Here is a 19761-nt window from a genome sequence, read left to right on the forward strand (position 1 = left end):
TCCGGGCCGCCATTGACATGGTCATCATGCTGTCGAAAACTTCCGCATGTTCCGATTCCACGAGCGAAGAGGGCTGATCTTGTTGATGACATCGTTGTCGAGTTCCGCCTCTTCAACCGACGCGGCCCCCGCTCCGCGGCCGGACGACCGGCCGCGACCAGCCGTACTGGGCCGGCCGAGTGGCCGGCCTGGGCATCGGCACGGCACGGCACACGACGGTCCGACTCCGACCACCGAGTCCCTGTCAGCCGCGCTCAGGACGGCTCTGGCCCCCGAGACCCGCGCCCGAGCGACCGCCGTGGCCCGCACGATCCGCACTGACGGGGCGACGGTGGCCGCGAAGCTGCTGCTCGAGGTGGTCAGCCGATACAGCGCACCCTTCGCAGGGCCCTCCTGTCGAGTGCGCCCACCGAGGCGTAGCCGTCGATGGCGAGGGTGAGGTCGGTCTCGGCGAGCAGGCAGCGGAGTACGTGCTCGATGCCCTGTTGACCGCCGACGGCCAGCCCGTAGGCGTAGGGCCGTCCGACCGCGACCGCGCGTGCGCCGAGGGCGAGTGCCTTGATCACGTCGGGGCCGCCGCGGATGCCGGAGTCGAAGACGACCGGGACGTCACCGACGGCGTCGACGACGTCGGGCAGGCAGTCCAGGGCGGGCAGACCGCCGTTGGCCTGGCGGCCGCCGTGGTTGGAGCAGTAGATGCCGTCGACGCCGCTGTCGACGGCCCGCCGCGCGTCGTCCGGGTCGCAGATCCCCTTGAGCAGGAGGGGCAGTGAGGTGAGCGAGCGCAACCAGGCGAGGTCGTCCCAGGACAGCCGCTGGTTGCCGAAGGTCATGGACCACAGTCCGGTCGCGGCCTGCGGGTCCTCTTCGGGGGGCGAAGCCAGACGGGAGCGGAAGACCGGGTCACTGAAGTAGTTGGCCAGGCACTCCCCCTTGAGCTGCGGGAAGCTCGCCAGCGTGAGGTCGCGGGGCCGCCAGCCGAGGGTGAGGGTGTCGAGGGTGATGACGAGAGCGGAGAAACCGGCGGCTTCGGCACGGTGGACCAGGCTCTCGGTCAATTCGCGGTCGTTCGGGGGATACAGCTGGAACCAGCCGGGGGTGTCGCCGAGTGCGGCGGCGACGTCCTCCATCGGGTCCTGCGAGAGAGTGGAAGCGATCATCGGGATGCCCACCGCCTCGGCCGCCCGTGCGGTGGCGAGATCGCCGTGGCCGTCGTCGCCGCACAGTCCGATGACGCCGACGGGGGCGAGCAGCAGCGGGGTGGGCAGGCGGCGGCCGAACAGTTCCACCGACAGGTCCCGCTCCGCCGCGCCGGAGAGCATCCGTGGCATGAGTCCCCAGCCGTCGAACGCCGTCACGTTGGCCCGCTGGGTGTGCTCGTCACCGGCGCCGCCCGCGACATAGGACCACAGTTCCGGGGACATGACGGCCTCGGCCTGCCGCTCGAGCTCGGCGAAGGACATCGGGAGCGAGGGCACGCGGCCCGTCAGTCCGTCGAGATAGATGGCGTACTGCCAGTCACCGTGGTTCGGCATGCGGGATTCCTTGGGGGTGGGCGGGGGCGAAGTCGGCGAGTCGCGGCCTTGTCTTACGGATCCGTGACGTGGGGGCGCGGTCCTGTGGTGTCGCGGAGTCGGGAGCCTAGCGTGGGCCCATGCGTGTACTGGTCACCGGCGGTGCCGGGTTCATCGGGTCCCATGTCGTCGAGGCGCTGGCGGCGCACGGGCATGAGCCCGTGGTGTTCGATGTGCGCGAGGACGCGGGCGCGGACGTGCGGGACCCGGGAGCGGTCGCCCGCGCCCTGTCGGGTGTGGACGCCGTGTGCCATCAGGCCGCGATGGTCGGGCTCGGCAGCGGATTCGCCGACGCGCCGGAGTACGTCTCCCGCAACGACCTCGGCACCGCCGTGCTGCTCGCCGCCATGGCGGACGCGGGTGTGCGGCGGCTCGTGCTGGCCGGGTCGATGGTGGTGTACGGGGAGGGCCGGTACACCTGCGAGCGGCACAAAGGGGTGCGGCCGGACGCCCGGTCCGTCGCCGACCTGGCGGCGGGGCGCTTCGAGCCGATGTGCCCCGTGTGCGGAGCCGAGCTGAATCCTGGGCTGGTCACGGAGGACGCCCCGGTCGATCCGCGGAACGTGTACGCGACGACCAAGCTCACCCAGGAGCACCTGGGGGCGGCGTGGGCACGCGCCACCGGCGGGTCGGCGGTGGCGCTGCGCTACCACAATGTGTACGGCCCTCGAATGCCGCGCGACACCCCGTACGCGGGGGTCGCCTCGTTCTTCCGCTCCGCGCTGGCCCGTGGCGAGGCCCCGCGCGTGTACGAGGACGGAGGCCAGCGGCGGGACTTCGTGCACGTACGGGATGTGGCCGCGGCCAATGTGACGGCGCTGGAGGCGGATTCACCCGGGGGCGCGCTCACGGCGTACAACACCGGCAGCGGCGAGCCGCACACGGTCGGCGAGATGGCACGGGCGCTGGCCACCGCGTACGGCGGGCCCGAACCCGTGGTGACCGGGGAATACCGTCTGGGAGATGTCCGGCACATCACGGCGGACTCGTCGCGGCTGCGGGCCGAGCTGGGGTGGAGGGCCCGGATCGGGTTCACGGAGGGGATGCGCGAGTTCGCCCGGGCCGAGCTGCGTCGGGATTGAGTGCCGCACTGCACAGGCAGCGGGCGTCGGCCGCTCACTCCCCGGCCGCGGGGAGTATCACCTCGAAGCGGCAGCCGCCGGAGACGTTCCGCACAGTGGCGCGCCCGTGGTGGGCCTCCACGATGCCGCGGACGATCGCGAGGCCGAGACCGGCGCCCGCCGGGGGTGTGCGGGCGTAGGTGCCGCGCCAGCCGGTGTCGAAAACGCGTGGCAGATCCTCCTCCGGGATGCCGCCGCAGCCATCCGTCACGGACAGGACGACACCGTCGGCCAAGCGCTCGGCGGCCACCGCGACCGTGCCGTCGGCCGGTGTCCGCCGGATGGCGTTCACCAGGAGGTTGCCGAGCACCCGGCTCATCTCTTTGCCGTCCACCTCGACCGGCACGGGTTCGACGCGGTCACCGACGAGCCGTACGCCGTGCTCGCGCGCGAGCGGGTCCGCGCCCGCTAGGGCGTCGCCGACGAGGTCGTACAGGGAGGTCCGGGAAGGGGTGAGGGCCAGGGCGCCCGCGTGAATGCGGGAGAGTTCGAACAGGTCGCCCACCATGTCGTTGAGGCGTTCGACCTCGGTGCGGATCTGGCGCAGATAGCGATCGGGGTCCGCGGCGACGCCGTCCTCCAGCGCCTCGGACATCGCCCGCAGTCCGGCGAGCGGTGTGCGCAGGTCGTGGGAGATCCAGGCGACGAGTTCACGCCGGGAGGACTCCAGGGCCCGCTCACGGTCGCGGGACTCGGCCAACTTGGCGCTGGTCGCCGCCAACTCCCTGCTCAGCGCGTCCAGTTCGGCGGTCGCCGGGCCTTCGGGGCCGGTGAAGTCCCCGCCGTCGCCGAACGAGCGGGCGGCGAGCGCCAGGGCCCGGCTGCGGGCGACGACCCAGCGGCCCAGCAGCAGGGCGGTGGCCAGGGAGACGACGGCCGCCATCGCGACCACGGTCGTGACGACGGTCAGGTCGTGCGCGGACAGGAACATCGCCCACGCCACGGCCAGCGTGCCGGCGAGCATCGCGGTCACGGCGACGGCCGCGAGCACGGCGAGGTGTGCGATGAGCGAGCGCCGCCGGACCAGCCACAACACGCACGCCCCGAGCAGCCCGGCAGCGGCGGCGCCCAGGAAGGCGAGGAGGGCGATGAGCAGGGTGTCGCGCACGGTCAGCCCTGCCCGTCGGCAGGGTCGAAGCGGTAGCCCACGCCCCACACGGTCTGGATCAGGCGGGGGCGCGCCGGATCGTCCTCGACCTTGCCGCGCAGGCGGCGGACATGGACAGTGACGGTGGACAGGTCGCCGAAGTCCCAGCCCCAGACCTCGCGCATCAGATCCTCCCGGCTGAAGGCGCGGCCGGGGTGGCACAGAAAGAACGCGAGCAGATCGAACTCACGCAGAGTGAGGGAGAGTTCGGTGCCGTTCTTGGTGGCGCGGCGGGCGGCGGGATCGACGGTGAGACCGGCCGCGTGGCGGGGTCGCGTGTCCGTTCCGGGTGTGCTCGGCCGCGTACGGCGCAGCACCGACCGCACGCGCAGCATGAGCTCCCGCGGGCTGAACGGCTTGGTGACGTAGTCATCGGCGCCCACCTCCAGGCCGAGGATCCGGTCGTCCTCGTCGCCGCGGGCGGTGAGCATGATGACCGGTACGGGCTCGCGTCCCCGTATCCGTCGGCACACCTCCAGCCCGTCCATGCCCGGAAGCATCAGATCGAGCACGACGAGGTCGGGCCGGTTCGCGGCGGCGCGCGCCAGCGCGGTCGGCCCGTCTTCGGCCCGGTCCACGGCGTATCCCGAACGGCCGAGATATCCGCAGACGACCTCGGCGACGGTGGGATCATCCTCCACCACCAGGACTCGGGCGACTTCGGCCGGCTGGTGGCCCGGGTCCGCGTCTCGGGCCGTGTGTCCGGCCGCGTGCCCGGCCCCGGTCGGTGTCGGCTCGTACGACTGCTGCATGCGTCCACCCTCGCACCGCTCCCCCGCCCGGGCCGCCCCAGGGCCACCGCCCGGCTCCGACGTCCGTGTTTCGTAAGGAGCGGAAGTGCGATATGCGCCATTCGCGTTCGTAGAGTGAAGGCCGTGACCACCTCTCCCACGGAGCACGTGGACGGCCCGGCACCGGTTGTCGACGTGATCCTCCCCTGCCTGAACGAGGCCGAGGCCCTGCCCTGGGTGCTCGCACACATCCCCGCCGGTTGGCGCGCCCTTGCCGTGGACAACGGATCCACCGACGGCTCCGCCGCCCTCGCCCGCGACCTGGGGGCGACCGTCGTGCACGAGCCGCGCCGCGGCTTCGGGGCCGCCTGTCACGCCGGGCTGACCGCGGCCACCGCCGACGTCGTGTGCTTCTGCGACTGCGACGCCTCCCTCGACCCCTCCTTGCTCGTCCCCTTCGTCAGCGAGGTCCGCGCCGGCCACGCCGACATGGTGCTCGGCCGGCGCCGTCCGCAGGGCCGGGGCGCCTGGCCCGTGCACGCCCGCGCGGGCAATCTCGCGCTCGCGCGGATGCTGCGCCGTCGCACCGGGCTGCGGCTGCGCGACCTCGGGCCGCTGCGTGCCGCACGTCGCGAGGCGCTGCTGGGCCTTTGCCTCACGGACCGGCGCAGCGGCTATCCGCTGCAGATGGTCGTACGGGCCGCCGACGCCGGCTGGCGGATCGCCGAGCACGACGTTCCGTACCTGCCGCGCACCGGCGTCTCCAAGGTGACGGGCACCTGGCGCGGCACGTGGCAGGCGGTGCGCGACATGCGCCGGGTGCTGACCGAACCCACCACACCCTCAGCAGGAGGAGGAGCCCCCCGTTGACCACGCCGACCACGCTGCTCGTGATCGCCAAGGAGCCGAGGCCGGGGCGGGTGAAGACCCGGCTGACCCCGCCGTTCACCCCTCGGGAGGCTGCGGTGCTCGCCGAGGCGGCGCTCACGGACACCCTGCACACCGTGGCGGCTGCTCCCGTTTCCCGGCGTGTCCTCGTGCTCGACGGGGCACCGGGCGGTTGGCTGCCGCCCGGATTCGAGGTGGTGCCGCAGTGCGCGGGCGGGCTGGACGAGCGGCTGGCGGACGCCTTCGCCGGGTGCGACGGCCCGGCGCTGCTGATCGGGATGGACACCCCGCAGGTGACACCCGAGCTCCTCACCGTGGACTTCGCCGGCTGCGACGCGTGCTTCGGTCCCGCGCAGGACGGGGGCTTCTGGTCCCTGGGGCTGGCCGACCCCGACCCCGGCCTGCTGCGGGGCGTACCCATGTCGACCGCCGTGACAGGAGCCGTCCAGCGGGAACGGCTCGTCGCGGCGGGCCTGCGGGTGCGCGATCTGCCCCGACTCCGCGACGTCGACACGGCACTGGACGCCGAGGCCGTCGCGGCATCCGCTCCGCACGGCCGGTTCGCCGCTGCGTTCGCCCGGCTCACGGAGGTCACGGACCGATGAGCACCACGCACGACACCGCGCCACCGGCCGCCCCGATACCTCCCGCATCTGTCACCGCGTCTCCCTGGAGCGCGGACGATCCCTACTCCGACGCCCTGCGCACGGGTCGCGGCCCGCTCTTCCTGCGGCGGACCGACGGCTGGCTGCTGCCGCTGGAGGTGGAACGGTGGTGCGCGGCCGCCGACGCGGTCGACCTGGAGGTGCTCGGCCGCTGCGAGGGCGCCGTGCTCGACGTGGGGTGCGGGCCCGGGCGGCTGGTCACGGCGCTCGCCGCGCAGGGGCGGCGCGTGCTCGGCATCGACGTCAGCGAGGCCGCCGTCGCTCAGACCGCCCGGCTCGGCGGCCCAGCACTGCTCCGCTCGGTCTTCGACCCGGTCCCCGGCGAGGGCCGCTGGGGCACGGCCCTCCTCATGGACGGCAACATCGGTATCGGTGGCGACCCGCGTGCGCTGCTCCGCCGGCTGGCCCAGCTGCTGGTCCCCCGCGGGCTGCTGGTCGCCGAGACCGCGCCCGTGGACGTCGACGAACGTGTCCGGGTCCAGGTCCTCCACGTCTCCGACACGGGGCACATCACCGGCACCCCGTTCCCATGGGCCCGCATGGGCTCCCCGGCCCTGCTGCGCCATGCGAGCCGTGCCGGCTGGCATGCCGTCGATCAGTGGACGGTCGGCGGCCGATGTTTCGTCGCCCTGCGCAGCCGCAGCACCAGCAGCAGCGCCGAGCCACCGAACAGCACGGCCGTGATCAGCAGCCAGCGGACGAGGAAGCCGTCCGCCGAGAGCCCGGTGGCGGACCGGTAACGGCCCGCCACCGGGCCGCTGATCAGCGGGAACCACACGAGCAACAGCAGCCAGGACAGGAGGGCCGGTACACGCACGTACGCGGTCCACTCCCGGTGGCCCACCGCGCCGAGCGCCCGTACGTGTCCGCGACTCATGACGAAACGCTGACGTCCGGGCCGCGAGCCACCCGGTCCGCCGCCCCGCGGCCTAGCGTTCCGGTGTGACCCGCGCTCCTCTCCGCGATCTGTTCGCCGCCATGGCCGCCACCGCGCTCGTCGTGAGCGCCGTGCTGGTCGGCCGCCACATCCAGCACACCGACCACACGCTGTTCGTCGGCTGGCCCCCGCTGTACGCGGCCTGGAACCCGCATCTCGGGCCCGGCACCCCGGCCGCCCTGGCGGTGGCGGTCGCCGTGGTGGCGTACGGACCGCCCGTGGCCGCGCGGCTGCCATGGCGCTCGCTGCTGGCCGTGGCCTGGGGCACCGCCATGGCCTGGACGTGGTCCCTCGCCCTCGTCGACGGCTGGCACCGGGGCGTCGCCGTCCGGCTCACCACCCGGAACGAATACCTCCAGGTCATCGACCGTTTCCACGACATCCCGGCCACCCTGAAGGACTTCACCCACCACATCCTGCTCCACTCCCCCGACCACTGGCCCGCGCATATCGCCGGGCATCCGCCGGCGGCCACCCTCACCTTCGTCCTCCTCGACCGCATCGGGCTCGGCGGCGGGGGCTGGGCCGGGGTCTGGTGCATCACCATCGGGGCCACGGCATGCGTCGCCGTGCTGGTGGCGCTACGCGTGCTGGCCGGGGAGGGCCTGGCGCGGCGGTCGGCGCCGTTCCTGGTGCCGGCACCGGCCGCGGTGTGGATGGGCACCTCGGCCGACGGGTACTTCGCGGCGATCGCCGCCTGGTCCGTGGCGCTGCTCGCGCTCGCGGTGTCGGGGCAGAAAGGGCCCCGAGCCCGTGCCGCGGCGTTCGGCTCGGGGCTGTTGTTCGGCCTAACCTGCTATCTCTCCTACGGGCTCACACTCATCGCGCTGATCGCAGCGGGCGTACTGGCGATCGGGCGGAACCGGGTCCGGAACCTGGCCCGGGGACTTCCCTTTCTGCTCGCCGGGCTCGCCGTCGTCCCGCTCCTGTTCACCCTCGCAGGCTTCAACTGGTGGGAGGCGTACCGCCTGCTGGTCGATCGCTACTACCAGGGAGCCGGCGGCATCCGCCCGTACGGCTACTGGGTGTGGGCGAACCTCGCCTGCACGGTGCTCATCGTCGGCCTCGCGACGGCCGCGGGCCTGCGACGGACCGGCGTCACGCTCCTCCGGGACCGCACCGGCCTCTTCCCCCGCTCAGGCGCGCCTGACCGCCCCGCCGCCGAGGCGCGCCTCTCCCTGCTCGTGCTGTCCGCCCTGCTCGCGCTGCTCGTCGCCGACCTGTCCGGAATGAGCAAGGCCGAGACGGAACGGATCTGGCTACCGTTCACGATATGGCTCCTGCCCGCGTGCGCACTCCTCACCCGGCCCCGTGCCTGGCTGGCGGCACAGGCCGTCCTCGCCCTGCTCCTCAATCACCTGCTCCTGACCGGCTGGTGACCGCGGATCCGGTCTGAGGAACCAGCGGGTGCACAGCGTCGCGGGCCGGGACGGTAGAAAGGGCGTATGTCGCGCCGTTCACCAGCCTCCGCGTCCGATGCCGAGGCGATGGTCACCGCCCTGCTGACCGCGTCCCGTCTGCTGGTCGCCGTCTCCGCCCGGTCCCTGGCCGCGGTGGAGGATTCCTTGACCCTGCCGCAGTTCCGGATGCTGGTCGTCCTCGACGGCAGGGGGCCGCTGAGTCTCTCCGGACTGGCCGGGGAGTTGGGCGTCCAGCCATCGACCGCGATGCGCATGATCGACCGCCTGGTCGCGGCGGGCATGGTCGCACGCGGTGTCTCCGCCGAGGACCGGCGCACCAGCGTCATCTCGCTCACCAAGGCCGGCAGGCGGATCGTGAACGAGGCAACCGCTCGGCGCCGGCAGGAGATCGCACACATCGTCAACGGCATGCCCGCCGGACAGCGCCGTCATCTCATCGAGGCATTGCAGGCGTTCACCGAAGCGGGCGGCGAACCCTCCGTCGAGGACAGCCCGCAGGCACGCGCGACCTGGTGATCCCGGCCGGGTGGCCATCGCCGCCCTGGTTTCGGACTCCCGCCGTAGGCGAGGTCACGGCGGCGCCTGGCCATGCCGCCCCTACGGTTGTTCGGCCGGGGTGACGCGGACGAAGGGGATGTGGTCCCGGCCGATCAGGTCATAGTCCTGCTCACTGCCATCGGCTTCCAGGCCGCACACCCGCATGAGTCTGCGGGCCAGGCGCGGATGGCGCAGAGCGTAGGCGGCCATCACGCGGCCGGACTCCTCCGGTGTCAGCGGCTGAGCGATGGCCGCCGTGCGGTGCCGACCGACCGGAACGGTGACCCGCGGAGTGTGCTGAATGTTGCGGTACCACTGCGAGCGAGGCCCGAATCCGGAGGCCAGGAGATACGCGCCGGTCGACGGATCCCGTCCCGTCACCTCCAGGACCGCCTGCCGCGGCAGACCGCTCGTCCGTCCCGTGTGAGTGAGCAGCAGACACCGGCCGCCGAGCAGCCACCCCAGATGCCACCGGTAGAGCCGGATCGGGGCCCGGAACAGCAGCCTGCGCAAGCCCGACGGTGGGGGCACCGGCTTTCGGCGGACACTCATCGCTCACCCCCGAGAAGATTGGACTATGCAAAATTTGCCTGGGCTCACCATACTCGCCAACCGCGTTCCGGGGCGAGGGACTGTAGCGGAGGGCGGCAGGGCCCGCCATGCGTTCAGCGGACTCAATCAAACTGCAAAATTTGCACTGACTAAATGCCTAGCGTGCTGAGCGCCAAGACCCAGGGGTCCGTATCCCCCTCAGACGGACCGCACCCAGACGGACCACACCCGAGCCCTGGAGGCACCATGACCGCTCACGCCCGGTCGCTGCACGGCCGCTCCCGCAACGTCACCATCACGGCCGTCCTGGTCGTCGCCTTGGCCGTCATCGCCGGAGCGGTGGTGTGGGCCACCCGAGGAAACGCGAGCGCGACGGAGGGCACGTCGTCGAACTTCCCGAGCGCCAAACCGGCCTCGCCCGGCGACGTGGTCACCACCGCCGGCCCTGTGAGCAAACTCGACATCGAGTTCCTGAAAAAGGTGCGCCAGGCCAATCTGTGGGAGGCACCGGCGGGGCGGCTCGCCCAGACCCACGCGACCAGCGAGTCCGTCAAACGGGCCGGGTTGCACATCATGGAGGGCCACTCCAGTCTCGACGAGTTCGTCCGCAACACCGCCGAGGCGCTGAACGTCTCCCTGCCGGACGAGGCGAGCGAAGAGCAGCAGGGCTTCGTCCGCACCCTGGAGAACGCCCAGGGCGCCGACTTCGACGAGAAGTTCTCCAACATCCTCCGCGGCACCCACGGCAAGATCTTCGTCACCATCGCCCAGGTCCGCGCCAGCACCAAGAACTCCCTGGTGCGCCGCTTCGCCTCCGAGGTCAACCGCACCGTCCTGGATCACCAGAACGTCCTGGACGACTCCGGCCTGGTCGACGAGGCCACGTACGACGACATCGCCTCCACCTTCTGACGCGATCAGCCTCGAACTGGGCATCAGCACACCGGTCCTGAACGTCACCTCCATCGGCGGGACAGGCGCGTCCGGGCCGACCGCGCGTCAGGCGAGGGGCGGCGGCGATACCTGAGGCCGAGAAGAGGCTGACCGCCGTCGGAGTCCTGGCCCGCGCCGTTTTCAAGACCCGGCCCTCGGCGGCCCGGGCGGTCACCCGCGCCTCCGGTGCCAGATGATCGCCATCGGTGGGTTCCTGCTCGTGGAACGCCTGGCCGGCTGACGAGCCCGCCTCACTCCGTACGCACACCGTGACGTCCGCCGAAGGAGAGCACGTGGAAGACCAGACGCAGCGGAAACAGGAACAGGCGAGCCCCGAGACAGAGGCGCGCATCCGGGCCAGCTTCGACCCGCCAGGACCTGATGCGCCACCTCGGTGCTCGGATCACGCACATCGCGCCCGGGCGCGTCCACATCACGCTCCGGGCCGCCGGAAGCTCGTCGCGAACGGGCAGCAGACGCTGATCCGCGTGAGCAGGCCGGAGCAGTGAGACCACAGCCGCTGCCGTCCGAGTGACCCGGTGGCAGCGGCCGTGGCGTCCCGGTCGGCGAAATCGAGCCCTATCCGCACGCGCGACGCCGCCGAACGAACCCCGGTGGTATCAGCCGAGGTTCCGGGCGAAGAACCGTAGCGTGCTGTCCAGTTCGAATGCCGGGACCTCCCCGTGCTTGCCGGGGTTGGCGTGCAGCGTCTTCTCGGCTGAGGCCAAGGCGTCGAACAGCGCCAGGCTCTGGGCCCGCGGCACCCGCTCGTCGTCCCACTGCACCATGAACTCCACCGGGACGGTGATCCGCGCGGCGGCCTCGGCTGAAGCCGGCACCCCGCCCAAGCCCAGCACCGCCGCGCGGACCCGGGGTTCGGCGGCGACGAACGGAACGCCGAGTCCGCACCCCAACGACACACCCCAATAGCCCACTGGGCCGGCGCCGACGTGCTCGAGTTCCTGGACCGCGTCCAGGACCGCCCGCCATTCCGGGACGGTCTGGCGCGCCACGAGCGCCTGGAAGCCGGCGATCAGCGGAGCCAGCTCCTCTCCGGCATCCACGCGAGCCTGGTTCTCGGTCGCGATCCGGTCGTACTCCTCCTCCTTCGGCCGGTCGCCATGGCCAGGCACGTCGACCGCCGCCACCGCGAAACCACACTCGGCCACCAAGCGGCGTGCAGGAGCCACGAGGTCGGGGTCCTTCTTGTGCCGACCGCCGCCGTGTCCCATCAGGATGAGGGGACGAGCACCGGCGGCACCTTCCGGTGTCCACAGCACGCCGGGAATCTCACCGAGGGTGAAGAGCTGTTCATAGACGCCGTCGGACGACGTCTCAGAGGTGAAGCGCATAGCGTTTCATGCCTTCCGGGATGCCTTCTGCGGGCACTCCCTAGGCCCTGCGCGAGAGGGAGTCCCGACCTGTCACAGCTTTGATCGGTCTCACCTCCTCAGTTCGCAGCAGCGCATGGCGACGCCGAAGGTATCACGAAGGGCTTCAAGACCGGCGCTTGAGAACACGCATCACGCACAAACGCACATGCCATGCCAGTAGACGAAAGGCCCTGCTCATGCAATATGAGAGGGGGCTTTCCCCTCGCATCTACGGATGTATGATCGGCGTATGCACAGCTACCGGATCGGGGACGCGGCCGCCCTGCTCGGCGTCAGCGCCGACACCGTGAGGCGTCTGGTCGACGGCGGGAAACTGACGGCGGAGCGCGACGAGCTGGGCCGCCGGATCATCCCGGGGCCGGTCCTCGCGGCCTACGCCCGAGAGCTGCACCGGGCCGAGCGGGAGTCCACCGGCTCCTCGGCCCGCAACCGGCTCTCCGGCATCGTCACGGACGTGATCCTCGGAGATGTGTCGGCGCAGGTGGAGATCCAGGCCGGACCGTTCCGGGTGGTGGCGATGGTCAGCCGCGAGTCGGCTGAGGAGTTGGAGCTGGAGCCCGGCGTTCCGGCGGTTGCCGTGATCAAGTCGACCAACGTGGTCGTCGAGAGGTCGTAGATGAGTCCGTTCAGGACCAGAGGGAGTGGACCCGTGATGACCCGTTCCGCGCGTCGGACTCGCCGGATGCTTCAGGTGACCGGCGCAGGTGCCGCCGCCCTGCTGGCCCTGAGCGCCTGCTCGTCATCCGACTCGGACTCCTCCGCGAAAAACTCCTCCACCAAGGGATCTTCCGCCTCGGACAACCTGTCCGGCGAGGTGACGGTCTTCGCCGCGGCCTCGTTGAAGGAGAGCTTCACGACGCTGCGCCATCAGTTCGAGAAGGAGCACCCGGACGCGAAGGTCACGTTCAGCTTCGGCGGCAGTGACAGCCTCGCGGCGAGCATCACCGGCGGCGCCCCGGCCGACGTGTTCGCCGCCGCCAGCCCCAAGACGATGAAGATCGTGACGGACAGGGGCGACGCGGTCGGCACCCCGGCCACCTTCGTGCGCAACCAACTGGAGATCGCCACCATGCCGGGTGATCCGGACAAGGTCTCCTCCCTGAAGGACCTCACCAAGTCCGGTCTGAAGGTCGTGCTGTGCGACAAGACGGTGCCGTGCGGCGCCGCCGCACAGAAGGCGCTGGATGCCAGCAACCTCAAGCTCACCCCGGTCTCCTACGAACAGGACGTCAAGTCCGCCCTGAATAAGGTGGTGCTGAAGGAGGCCGACGCCGCGGTGGTCTACAAGACCGATGTGAAGGCGGCGGGTGGCAAGGTGGAGGGCGTGGAGTTCCCCGAGTCGGCCAAGGCCATCAACGACTACCCGATCGCCCTGCTCAAGGGCGCGAAGAACGCCGAGGTCGCCAAGGCGTTCATCGCGCTCGTGCGGTCCGCCCAGGGCCAGACGGTCCTGAGCCAGGCCGGGTTCCTCAAGCCGTGACCCCGCTCGATGAGACCGGCGCCGCGGCCGCCCCCCGCGCGGGTGGGCCGCGGCGCCGCCGCGTCCGCGGGGGCGCCCCGCTGCCCCTGCTCCTGCCCGCGCTGATCGGTCTGGCGTTCCTGGTCCTCCCGCTTGTCGCCCTGCTGATCAGGGCCCCCTGGCGGAGCATGCCCGACCTGCTCACCAGCACCGAGGTGTGGCAGGCGCTCCAGCTGTCACTGGTCTGCGCGACGGTGGCCACCGCGGTGAGCCTGGTGATCGGCGTCCCGCTGGCCTGGCTGCTCGCGCGGGTCGAATTTCCGGGGCGCGGGCTGCTCCGGGCCCTGGTGACACTGCCGCTCGTGCTGCCACCGGTGGTGGGCGGTGTGGCCCTGCTCATGGCGCTCGGCCGCAACGGGGTCGTGGGACGGTGGCTGGACGCCTGGTTCGGGATCACCCTGCCGTTCACCACCACCGGGGTCGTGGTCGCGGAAGCGTTCGTGGCGATGCCGTTCCTGGTCATCAGCGTGGAGGGCACCCTGCGCGCCGCCGACCCCCGCTACGAGGAGGCGGCCACCACGCTCGGCGCCTCCCGCTTCACCGCGTTCCGCCGGGTCACCCTGCCGCTCATCGCCCCCGGCATCGCCGCGGGCGCCGTGCTGGCCTGGGCGCGGGCGCTCGGCGAGTTCGGCGCGACGATCACCTTCGCGGGCAACTTCCCCGGCCGCACCCAGACCATGCCGCTGGCCGTTTACCTCGCCCTTCAGAACGACCCGGAGGCGGCGATCGCGCTCAGCCTGGTCCTGCTGGCCGTGTCGATCGCGGTGCTGGCGGGGCTACGGGATCGCTGGATGGCCGCCTCATGACCGACACGCAGAGGGCCACGCAGGACGCCGTCGGCGCACTCGGTGCGGCCGGTGAGGGGCTTGACGCCCGGCTGGTGGTCGAGCGCGGTGCCTTCCGCCTCGACGTGGCGCTGACGGCCGCGCCCGGTGACGTGGTCGCGCTCCTCGGCCCGAACGGCGCCGGCAAGACAACCGCCCTGCGCGCGCTCGCCGGTCTCGTCCCGCTCGCCGACGGCCATCTTCGCCTCGACGGCGCCGCATTGGACCGTACGCCCCCCGAGTCCCGCCCGGTGGGCGTCGTCTTCCAGGACTACCTGCTCTTCCCCCACCTCACCGCCCTCGACAACGTGGCCTTCGGACCGCGCTGCCACGGCGCCACCAAGGCGGAGGCCCGTGCGCAGGCCGCCACCTGGCTGGACCTCATGGGCCTCGCCGAGCACGCCACCGTCAAACCCCGCCGTCTCTCCGGCGGCCAGGCCCAGCGCGTCGCCCTCGCCCGCGCCCTGGCCACCCACCCCCGGCTGCTGCTCCTCGACGAGCCGCTCGCCGCCCTCGACGCCCGCACCCGCCTCGACGTCCGCGCCCAGCTCCGCCGCCACCTGGCCGACTTCGAAGCGGTCGTCGTACTCGTCACACACGACCCGCTGGACGCCATGGTCCTGGCCGACCACCTCGTCGTCATAGAGGACGGCCGCACCGTCCAGCAAGGCACCCCCTCCGACATCGCCCGCCATCCGCGCACCGACTACATCGCTCATCTGGTCGGCCTCAACCTCTACCGGGGAGAGGCCCGAGGACACACGGTCCTCGTCGATGGCGGACCCGGGATCACCACCACCGAGGACCTCACCGGCCCGGTCTTCGTCGCCTTCCCGCCCAGCGCGGTGACCCTGCACCGGGACCGCCCCACCGGCTCCAGCGCCCGCAACCTCTGGCGCTGCGAGGTGGCCGGCCTGGAAATCCACGGCGACCAGATCCGTGCCGACCTCTCCGGCGAGCTGCCCCTGGCCGCCGACCTGACCACTGTCGCCGCCGCCGAACTCGACCTCCACCCCGGGGTCACCGTCTGGGCGACGGTCAAGGCGGCCCAGACACACGCGTACCCCGCCTGAGGGGGCGAGCAGAGCGGGCTGCCCCTCAGTACACGTCCCGCACATAGCGCTTGTCAGTGGCGAGCTGTTTGACGTAGGCCACTGCCTCGGCCTCGGCCAGGCCGCCGTGGACGGTGGCGATCTCCCGCAGGGCCCGGTCGACGTCCTTGGCCATGCGGGAGGCGTCGCCACAGACGTAGAAATGGGCGCCGTCCCGGAGCCAGGACCACAGCAGCGGACCGTGTTCGCGCATCCGGTCCTGGACGTAGACCTTGGCGCGCTGGTCGCGGGAGAAGGCGGTGTCCAGGCGGGCGAGCGTCCCCTCGGCGAGGAAGGCGGCCAGTTCCTCCTCGTAGTAGAAGTCGGTCGCCCGGTGCTGTTCGCCGAAGAACAGCCAGTTCGGGGCGCGGTGGCCGCGGGCCCGGCGTTCCTCCAGAAAGCCGATGAAGGGGGCGATGCCCGTGCCGGGGCCCACCATCACGGCCGGCGTGGCGGGGTCGGCCGGCGGGCGGAAGTGCGGGGCCCGCTGGACGCGGACCGGCACCGGGGTGCCGGGCTCGGCGTCGGCGAGGAAGGGGGAGCACACGCCCTGGCGGGGGCGGCCGTCCAGGTTCTCGTAGCGGACGACGGAGACCGTCAGCGACACCAGGTGGGGGTCCGTCAGGGGGCTGGACGATATGGAGTACAGGCGGGGTTGCAGGCGGCCCAGAGCGTCCGCCCACTCCTGCGCCCCGGCCCGGATGCCGAACTCGGCGACCACGTCGACGGCCTGACGTCCCCAGGACCACTGCGCCAACTCGCCCTTGTTGTCCGGCCGCAGCAGTTTCCGCAGCTTCGCGTCGCGGGCACGCTCGGCGGCGAAGCGCAGCAGGTCGGGAGTGATGCGGGTGATGTCCAAGTGGCGCAGCAGGGCCTCGGCGAAGGGCACGTCTCCGACACTCTTGACCGAGACGGTCGCGTCCCCGTCCAGGCCGGTGACGGCCAGCCACTCCATCACGAGCTCCGGCTGGTTGACCGGGTGCACGGCCAGGGCGTCCCCGGCCTCGTAGACCAGCGGGGTGTCGCTGTCACGGGTGTCGAAGGTGAAGCGCCGGACCTCCTTGCCCGCACCGGGCAGGCTCAGCAGGCGGTTGCCGGTAAGGCGGGCGGCGACGGGGGCGGGACGGCTCGGCCGGGGAGCCTTAGGGGCGGCGGGGGTCGGGCCGGGGGCCGGCCGCTCGCTGCTCCGCAACGCGGTGAGTACCTGGTCGAGCCAGGCTTCGGCCTCGGTCTCGTAGTCCGGTTCGCAGTCGGTGCGCGGGGCCAGCCGCACCGCGTCCAGCTCCTCCATGCGCCGGTCGAGGCGGCGGCCGTGGCCGCAGAAGTCGTCGTAAGAGGAGTCGCCGAAGGCCAGGACGGCGTAGCGCCTGCCCTTCAGGCGCGGGGCGTCGGGCGAGGCGAGGGCGTCCCAGAACCCGGCGCCGTTGTCCGGGGCGTCGCCGTCGCCGAAGGTGCTCGTGATCAGCAGGAAGTCGGTGTCGGACGGCAGCGTGGCGGGGTCGGTCTCCTCCATGGGCAGGAGGGAGGCGGGGTGGCCGTCGGCGGTGAGCCGTTTTGCTGTGGTGGTGGCGAACTCCTCGGCGTTGCCGGTCTGCGACGCCCAGAGGATCACGACCTGGCGGCCCGGGGAGTCAGCAATCGGCTGCGGGGTGCCGCCGACGCCGTACGCGGGGGAAGGTGTCGCCTCGGCCCTGGAGTACATCCCGGCCAGCACGCCGTTCACCCACAAGGCGTGCTCCGGGCTGAACGGGGCGTCCGGCGGCAGCACCGGTACGCCCGGGGTGCCCGACGGGATGCCGGCCAGGAAGCCGGTCAGATACCGGCGTTCGTGTTCGGTCAGGACCGGCGGCGGCGCGGGTTCCAGCCCGAACGGAGCGGGAACGGGCGCTGTGGGAAGCGCGGCGGGCGGCAGAGGGGTCGCAGCGCCCGCGGCGGACACCGGAGCCGTGGCCTGGGCGCCCACCAGCGCCGGAGTCCGCACCGTCACCGGGGTGGCCACCTTGGTCAGCGACACCGCGCACACCTTGAACTCGGGCTGGAACGACAGCGGGTCGACAGCGTCGCTGGTCACCGCGTTGACGCTCAGGTACTCCCCGAACAGGTCGTTCCAGTGGAACGGCGCGAAACAGCAGCCCGGCCGCACCCGGTCGGTGACGACCGCGGGCAGCACGGCCCGCCCGCGCCGCGAGGCGACCTCCACCGAATCGCCCTCGGCGAGGCCCAGCTCGGCCGCGTCCCGTGGGTGCACCTCCACGAAGGGACCGGGGTTGAGCTTGTTCAGCTTGGCCACCTTGGCCGTCTTCGTCAGCGTGTGCCACTGATGCTGGAGACGGCCGGTGTTGAGCACGTACGGGTAGTCGTCGTCGGGCATCTCCGCCGCCGGGATGTGCGGGCGGGCGTAGAAGACCGCACGGCCGCTCCCGGTGGGGAAGGTCGGCGAGCCGTCCTCGCCGACGTACCGGATCGGATTGCGGTCGGCCCCCTCCACACTCGCCGCCGGCCACTGCACCGGGGTGGTGCGCAACCGCTCGTAGCTCACCCCGCGCAGGTCCCAGCCGGTCGCCGGGTTCCAGGCGCGCTTGATCTCCTCGAAGACCTCCTCGGCGCTGTCGTACGCGAAGCCCTTCTCGTAGCCCATCGCGCGGGCCACGGCGGCGATGATCCGCCAGTCCGCCATCGCCTCGCCGGGCGGGTCGGCGGCCGGGCGGGCGAGGGTGAGGTTTCGCTCGCTGTTGATCAGGACGCCCTCGGTCTCGGTCCACAGCGCACCGGGCAGGACAACATCGGCGTAGGCGTTCGTCTCCGTCTCGGCGAACACGTCCTGCGTGATCACGAACTCGGCGGCCTCCAGGCCCTCGATGACCGTCCTGCGGTTGGCGACGGAGGCGACCGGGTTGGTGCAGATGATCCAGCACGCCTTGATGTCCCCGTCGGCCATCTTCCGGAACATCTCGACCGTGCCCTTGCCGACGCCGTCCGCTCGCAGGGTGCCCGGCTCCAGCTCCCACAGCTCCTCGACGAAGGTCCGGTCTGCATCGACGAGGACGGAGCGCTGTCCGGGCAGCCCCGGCCCCATGTAGCCCATCTCCCGGCCGCCCATGGCGTTGGGCTGGCCGGTGAGGGAGAAGGGCCCGCTTCCGGGGCGGCAGATCGCGCCGGTGGCGAGGTGGAGGTTGACCAGGGCGTTGGTGTTCCAGGTGCCGTGCGTGGACTGGTTCAGGCCCATCGTCCAGCAGCTCACCCACGCCCCCGCCTCGCCGATCAGCCGGGCGGCCTCGCGGATGTCGTCCTCCGGGATGCCGGTGATCTCGGCGACGGCGGCGGGCGGGTAGTCGGCGAGGAAGTCGGGCATCGCCTCCCAGCCCTCGGTGTGCGCGGCGATGAAGTCGGGGTCGGTGTGGCCGCCGGTGTGCAGCAGTTGCAGTAGCCCGTTGAGCAGCGCGAGGTCCGTCCCTGGCTTGATCTGCAGGAACAGGTCGGCTTTGGCCGCGGTGGCGGTGCGCCGCGGGTCGACGACGATCAGCTTGGCGCCCGCCGACTTCACCCGGTCCATCATCCGCAGGAAGAGGATGGGGTGACAGTCGGCCATGTTGGAGCCGATGACGAAGAAGACGTCGGCCGCATCGAAGTCCTGGTAGGAGCCGGGCGGGCCGTCCGCACCCAGCGACAGCTTGTAACCGGTGCCGGCACTGGCCATACACAGCCGGGAGTTCGACTCGATCTGGTTGGTCCGGATGAAGCCCTTGGCCAGCTTGTTCGCCAGGTACTGCGCCTCCAGGCTCATCTGGCCAGAGACATAGAGGGCGACCGCGTCGGAGCCGTGCTCGTCGACGATCGCGCGCAGGCGGCGGGCGGTCTCGGCGACGGCGGCCGCCACGGGCGCGGGCTGCGGCTCCTCGCCGCGGTCCGGCCGGACGAGGGCGGTGGTCAGCCGGCCCGGGGCGGCGAGCATCTCCGCGGTGGTGGCGCCCTTGGTGCACAGCCGGCCGAAGTTCGCCGGGTGCTCCTTGTCCCCGGTCGCCTTCAGTACCGTACGCCGCCCGTCCGGTCCCCTGCCGACGTCGAGGACCATGCCGCAGCCCACCCCGCAGTACGAGCAGACCGTCCGCACCTTCGTGGTGCCCTCGCTCTGCGAGCCCGGCGCGGCCACGGGCGCCCCCCTTCTCCTGTTGCTCGGCCTGACCTCATACGTCGTGACCGTACGAACCACTCATTACGTGGGTGTCTCCGCGCCCGATCACCAGGGGTTAAGCGCACCGCACAGGGCCTGACAGGCGGGTGTGAGCACCCCGCCAGGCGCCGCCATGCCGCCTTGTCGGGTTCCGGTGCACCGATGCGCAATCAGCCGCCGCAGCAGGAAAGTCGTCCTTACGCTGACGTGGGCCTTGCAAGATCGGCAGGCCCTCGGGTGACCGGGAGGCGGCTGG

17 protein-coding genes and 1 pseudogene are annotated in these 19761 nt (G+C 71.9%); 12 read left to right on the plus strand and 6 right to left on the minus strand.

Features of this window, described 5'->3' with window-relative positions; all coding sequences use genetic code 11:
- Positions 1-155 precede the first annotated feature (155 nt).
- Positions 156-439: pseudogene (locus PV419_RS04455) on the plus strand (hypothetical protein); the annotation flags it as partial.
- Here the strand turns inward: PV419_RS04455 and PV419_RS04460 are convergent.
- Complete coding sequence (locus PV419_RS04460; protein ID WP_319686342.1) at positions 360-1535, minus strand: lactate 2-monooxygenase; 1176 nt, start codon at positions 1533-1535, stop codon at positions 360-362. The pseudogene PV419_RS04455 and the gene PV419_RS04460 overlap by 80 nt on opposite strands.
- 119 nt (positions 1536-1654) lie before the next feature.
- Here PV419_RS04460 and PV419_RS04465 point away from each other — a divergent pair, with 119 nt between their 5' ends.
- On the plus strand, positions 1655-2656 hold the full coding sequence (locus PV419_RS04465) for an NAD-dependent epimerase/dehydratase family protein (RefSeq protein WP_319686343.1): 1002 nt from the start codon (positions 1655-1657) through the stop codon (positions 2654-2656).
- A 34-nt stretch (positions 2657-2690) separates the two neighbouring features.
- Here the strand turns inward: PV419_RS04465 and PV419_RS04470 are convergent, their stop codons facing one another.
- Positions 2691-3803 (minus strand): HAMP domain-containing sensor histidine kinase, encoded by a 1113-nt coding sequence (locus PV419_RS04470; RefSeq protein ID WP_319686344.1) that lies wholly within the window; start codon positions 3801-3803, stop codon positions 2691-2693.
- 2 nt (positions 3804-3805) lie between these two features.
- Complete coding sequence (locus PV419_RS04475) at positions 3806-4594, minus strand: response regulator transcription factor (RefSeq protein ID WP_319686345.1); 789 nt, start codon at positions 4592-4594, stop codon at positions 3806-3808.
- Positions 4595-4708: 114 nt separating this feature from the next.
- Here PV419_RS04475 and PV419_RS04480 point away from each other — a divergent pair, with 114 nt between their 5' ends.
- The 5 genes from PV419_RS04480 to PV419_RS04500 all read left to right on the plus strand — a co-directional run bounded on the left by PV419_RS04480 (position 4709) and on the right by PV419_RS04500 (position 9000).
- A complete protein-coding gene (locus PV419_RS04480) occupies positions 4709-5443 on the plus strand; it encodes a glycosyltransferase family 2 protein (protein WP_319686346.1) in 735 nt (244 codons plus the stop codon).
- On the plus strand, positions 5440-6066 hold the full coding sequence (locus PV419_RS04485) for a DUF2064 domain-containing protein (RefSeq protein ID WP_319686347.1): 627 nt from the start codon (positions 5440-5442) through the stop codon (positions 6064-6066). Before PV419_RS04480 ends, PV419_RS04485 begins: the two co-directional genes overlap by 4 nt.
- Positions 6063-6866 (plus strand): class I SAM-dependent methyltransferase, encoded by an 804-nt coding sequence (locus tag PV419_RS04490; RefSeq protein WP_319686348.1) that lies wholly within the window; start codon positions 6063-6065, stop codon positions 6864-6866. Before PV419_RS04485 ends, PV419_RS04490 begins: the two co-directional genes overlap by 4 nt.
- A gap of 202 nt (positions 6867-7068) precedes the next feature.
- Positions 7069-8442, plus strand: coding sequence for a hypothetical protein (locus tag PV419_RS04495; protein ID WP_319686349.1), 1374 nt, complete (start codon positions 7069-7071; stop codon positions 8440-8442).
- A gap of 66 nt (positions 8443-8508) precedes the next feature.
- Entirely contained in the window at positions 8509-9000 is a 492-nt protein-coding gene (locus PV419_RS04500) for a MarR family transcriptional regulator (protein WP_319686350.1), read from the plus strand.
- 81 nt (positions 9001-9081) lie between these two features.
- Here the strand turns inward: PV419_RS04500 and PV419_RS04505 are convergent, their stop codons facing one another.
- Positions 9082-9573, minus strand: coding sequence for a nitroreductase family deazaflavin-dependent oxidoreductase (locus PV419_RS04505; protein ID WP_319686351.1), 492 nt, complete (start codon positions 9571-9573; stop codon positions 9082-9084).
- A 246-nt stretch (positions 9574-9819) separates the two neighbouring features.
- Here PV419_RS04505 and PV419_RS04510 point away from each other — a divergent pair, with 246 nt between their 5' ends.
- The gene (locus PV419_RS04510) at positions 9820-10485 is read left to right on the plus strand and encodes a DUF4142 domain-containing protein (protein ID WP_319686352.1); all 666 of its coding nucleotides are present in this window, start codon (positions 9820-9822) and stop codon (positions 10483-10485) included.
- A 641-nt stretch (positions 10486-11126) separates the two neighbouring features.
- On the opposite strand, the gene PV419_RS04515 is transcribed toward PV419_RS04510, so the two are convergent.
- Positions 11127-11858 carry an alpha/beta hydrolase gene (locus PV419_RS04515; RefSeq protein ID WP_319686353.1) on the minus strand — a complete coding sequence of 244 codons (732 nt, stop codon included), beginning with the start codon at positions 11856-11858 and terminating at the stop codon, positions 11127-11129.
- Between the two features lie 271 nt (positions 11859-12129).
- Between PV419_RS04515 and PV419_RS04520 the strand changes: the two genes are divergently transcribed.
- Genes PV419_RS04520 through PV419_RS04535 form a run of 4 tightly spaced genes read left to right on the plus strand, consistent with a single transcriptional unit; the run spans position 12130 to position 15316 of the window.
- A complete protein-coding gene (locus PV419_RS04520; protein ID WP_319686354.1) occupies positions 12130-12516 on the plus strand; it encodes a TOBE domain-containing protein in 387 nt (128 codons plus the stop codon).
- 36 nt (positions 12517-12552) lie between these two features.
- Positions 12553-13380, plus strand: coding sequence for a molybdate ABC transporter substrate-binding protein (gene modA, locus PV419_RS04525; RefSeq protein ID WP_319686355.1), 828 nt, complete (start codon positions 12553-12555; stop codon positions 13378-13380).
- Complete coding sequence (gene modB, locus PV419_RS04530) at positions 13377-14225, plus strand: molybdate ABC transporter permease subunit (protein WP_319686356.1); 849 nt, start codon at positions 13377-13379, stop codon at positions 14223-14225. The genes modA and modB overlap by 4 nt, the downstream gene beginning before the upstream one ends.
- Positions 14222-15316 carry an ABC transporter ATP-binding protein gene (locus PV419_RS04535; protein ID WP_319686357.1) on the plus strand — a complete coding sequence of 365 codons (1095 nt, stop codon included), beginning with the start codon at positions 14222-14224 and terminating at the stop codon, positions 15314-15316. Before modB ends, PV419_RS04535 begins: the two co-directional genes overlap by 4 nt.
- A 25-nt stretch (positions 15317-15341) precedes the next feature.
- Here PV419_RS04535 and PV419_RS04540 read toward each other — a convergent pair whose 3' ends face one another.
- The gene (locus PV419_RS04540; RefSeq protein ID WP_319686358.1) at positions 15342-19484 is read right to left on the minus strand and encodes a molybdopterin-dependent oxidoreductase; all 4143 of its coding nucleotides are present in this window, start codon (positions 19482-19484) and stop codon (positions 15342-15344) included.
- Positions 19485-19761 lie beyond the last annotated feature (277 nt).

Origin of the sequence: Streptomyces sp. ME19-01-6, from assembly GCF_033793745.1 — a bacterium.
Taxonomy (GTDB): Bacteria; Actinomycetota; Actinomycetes; order Streptomycetales; family Streptomycetaceae; genus Streptomyces.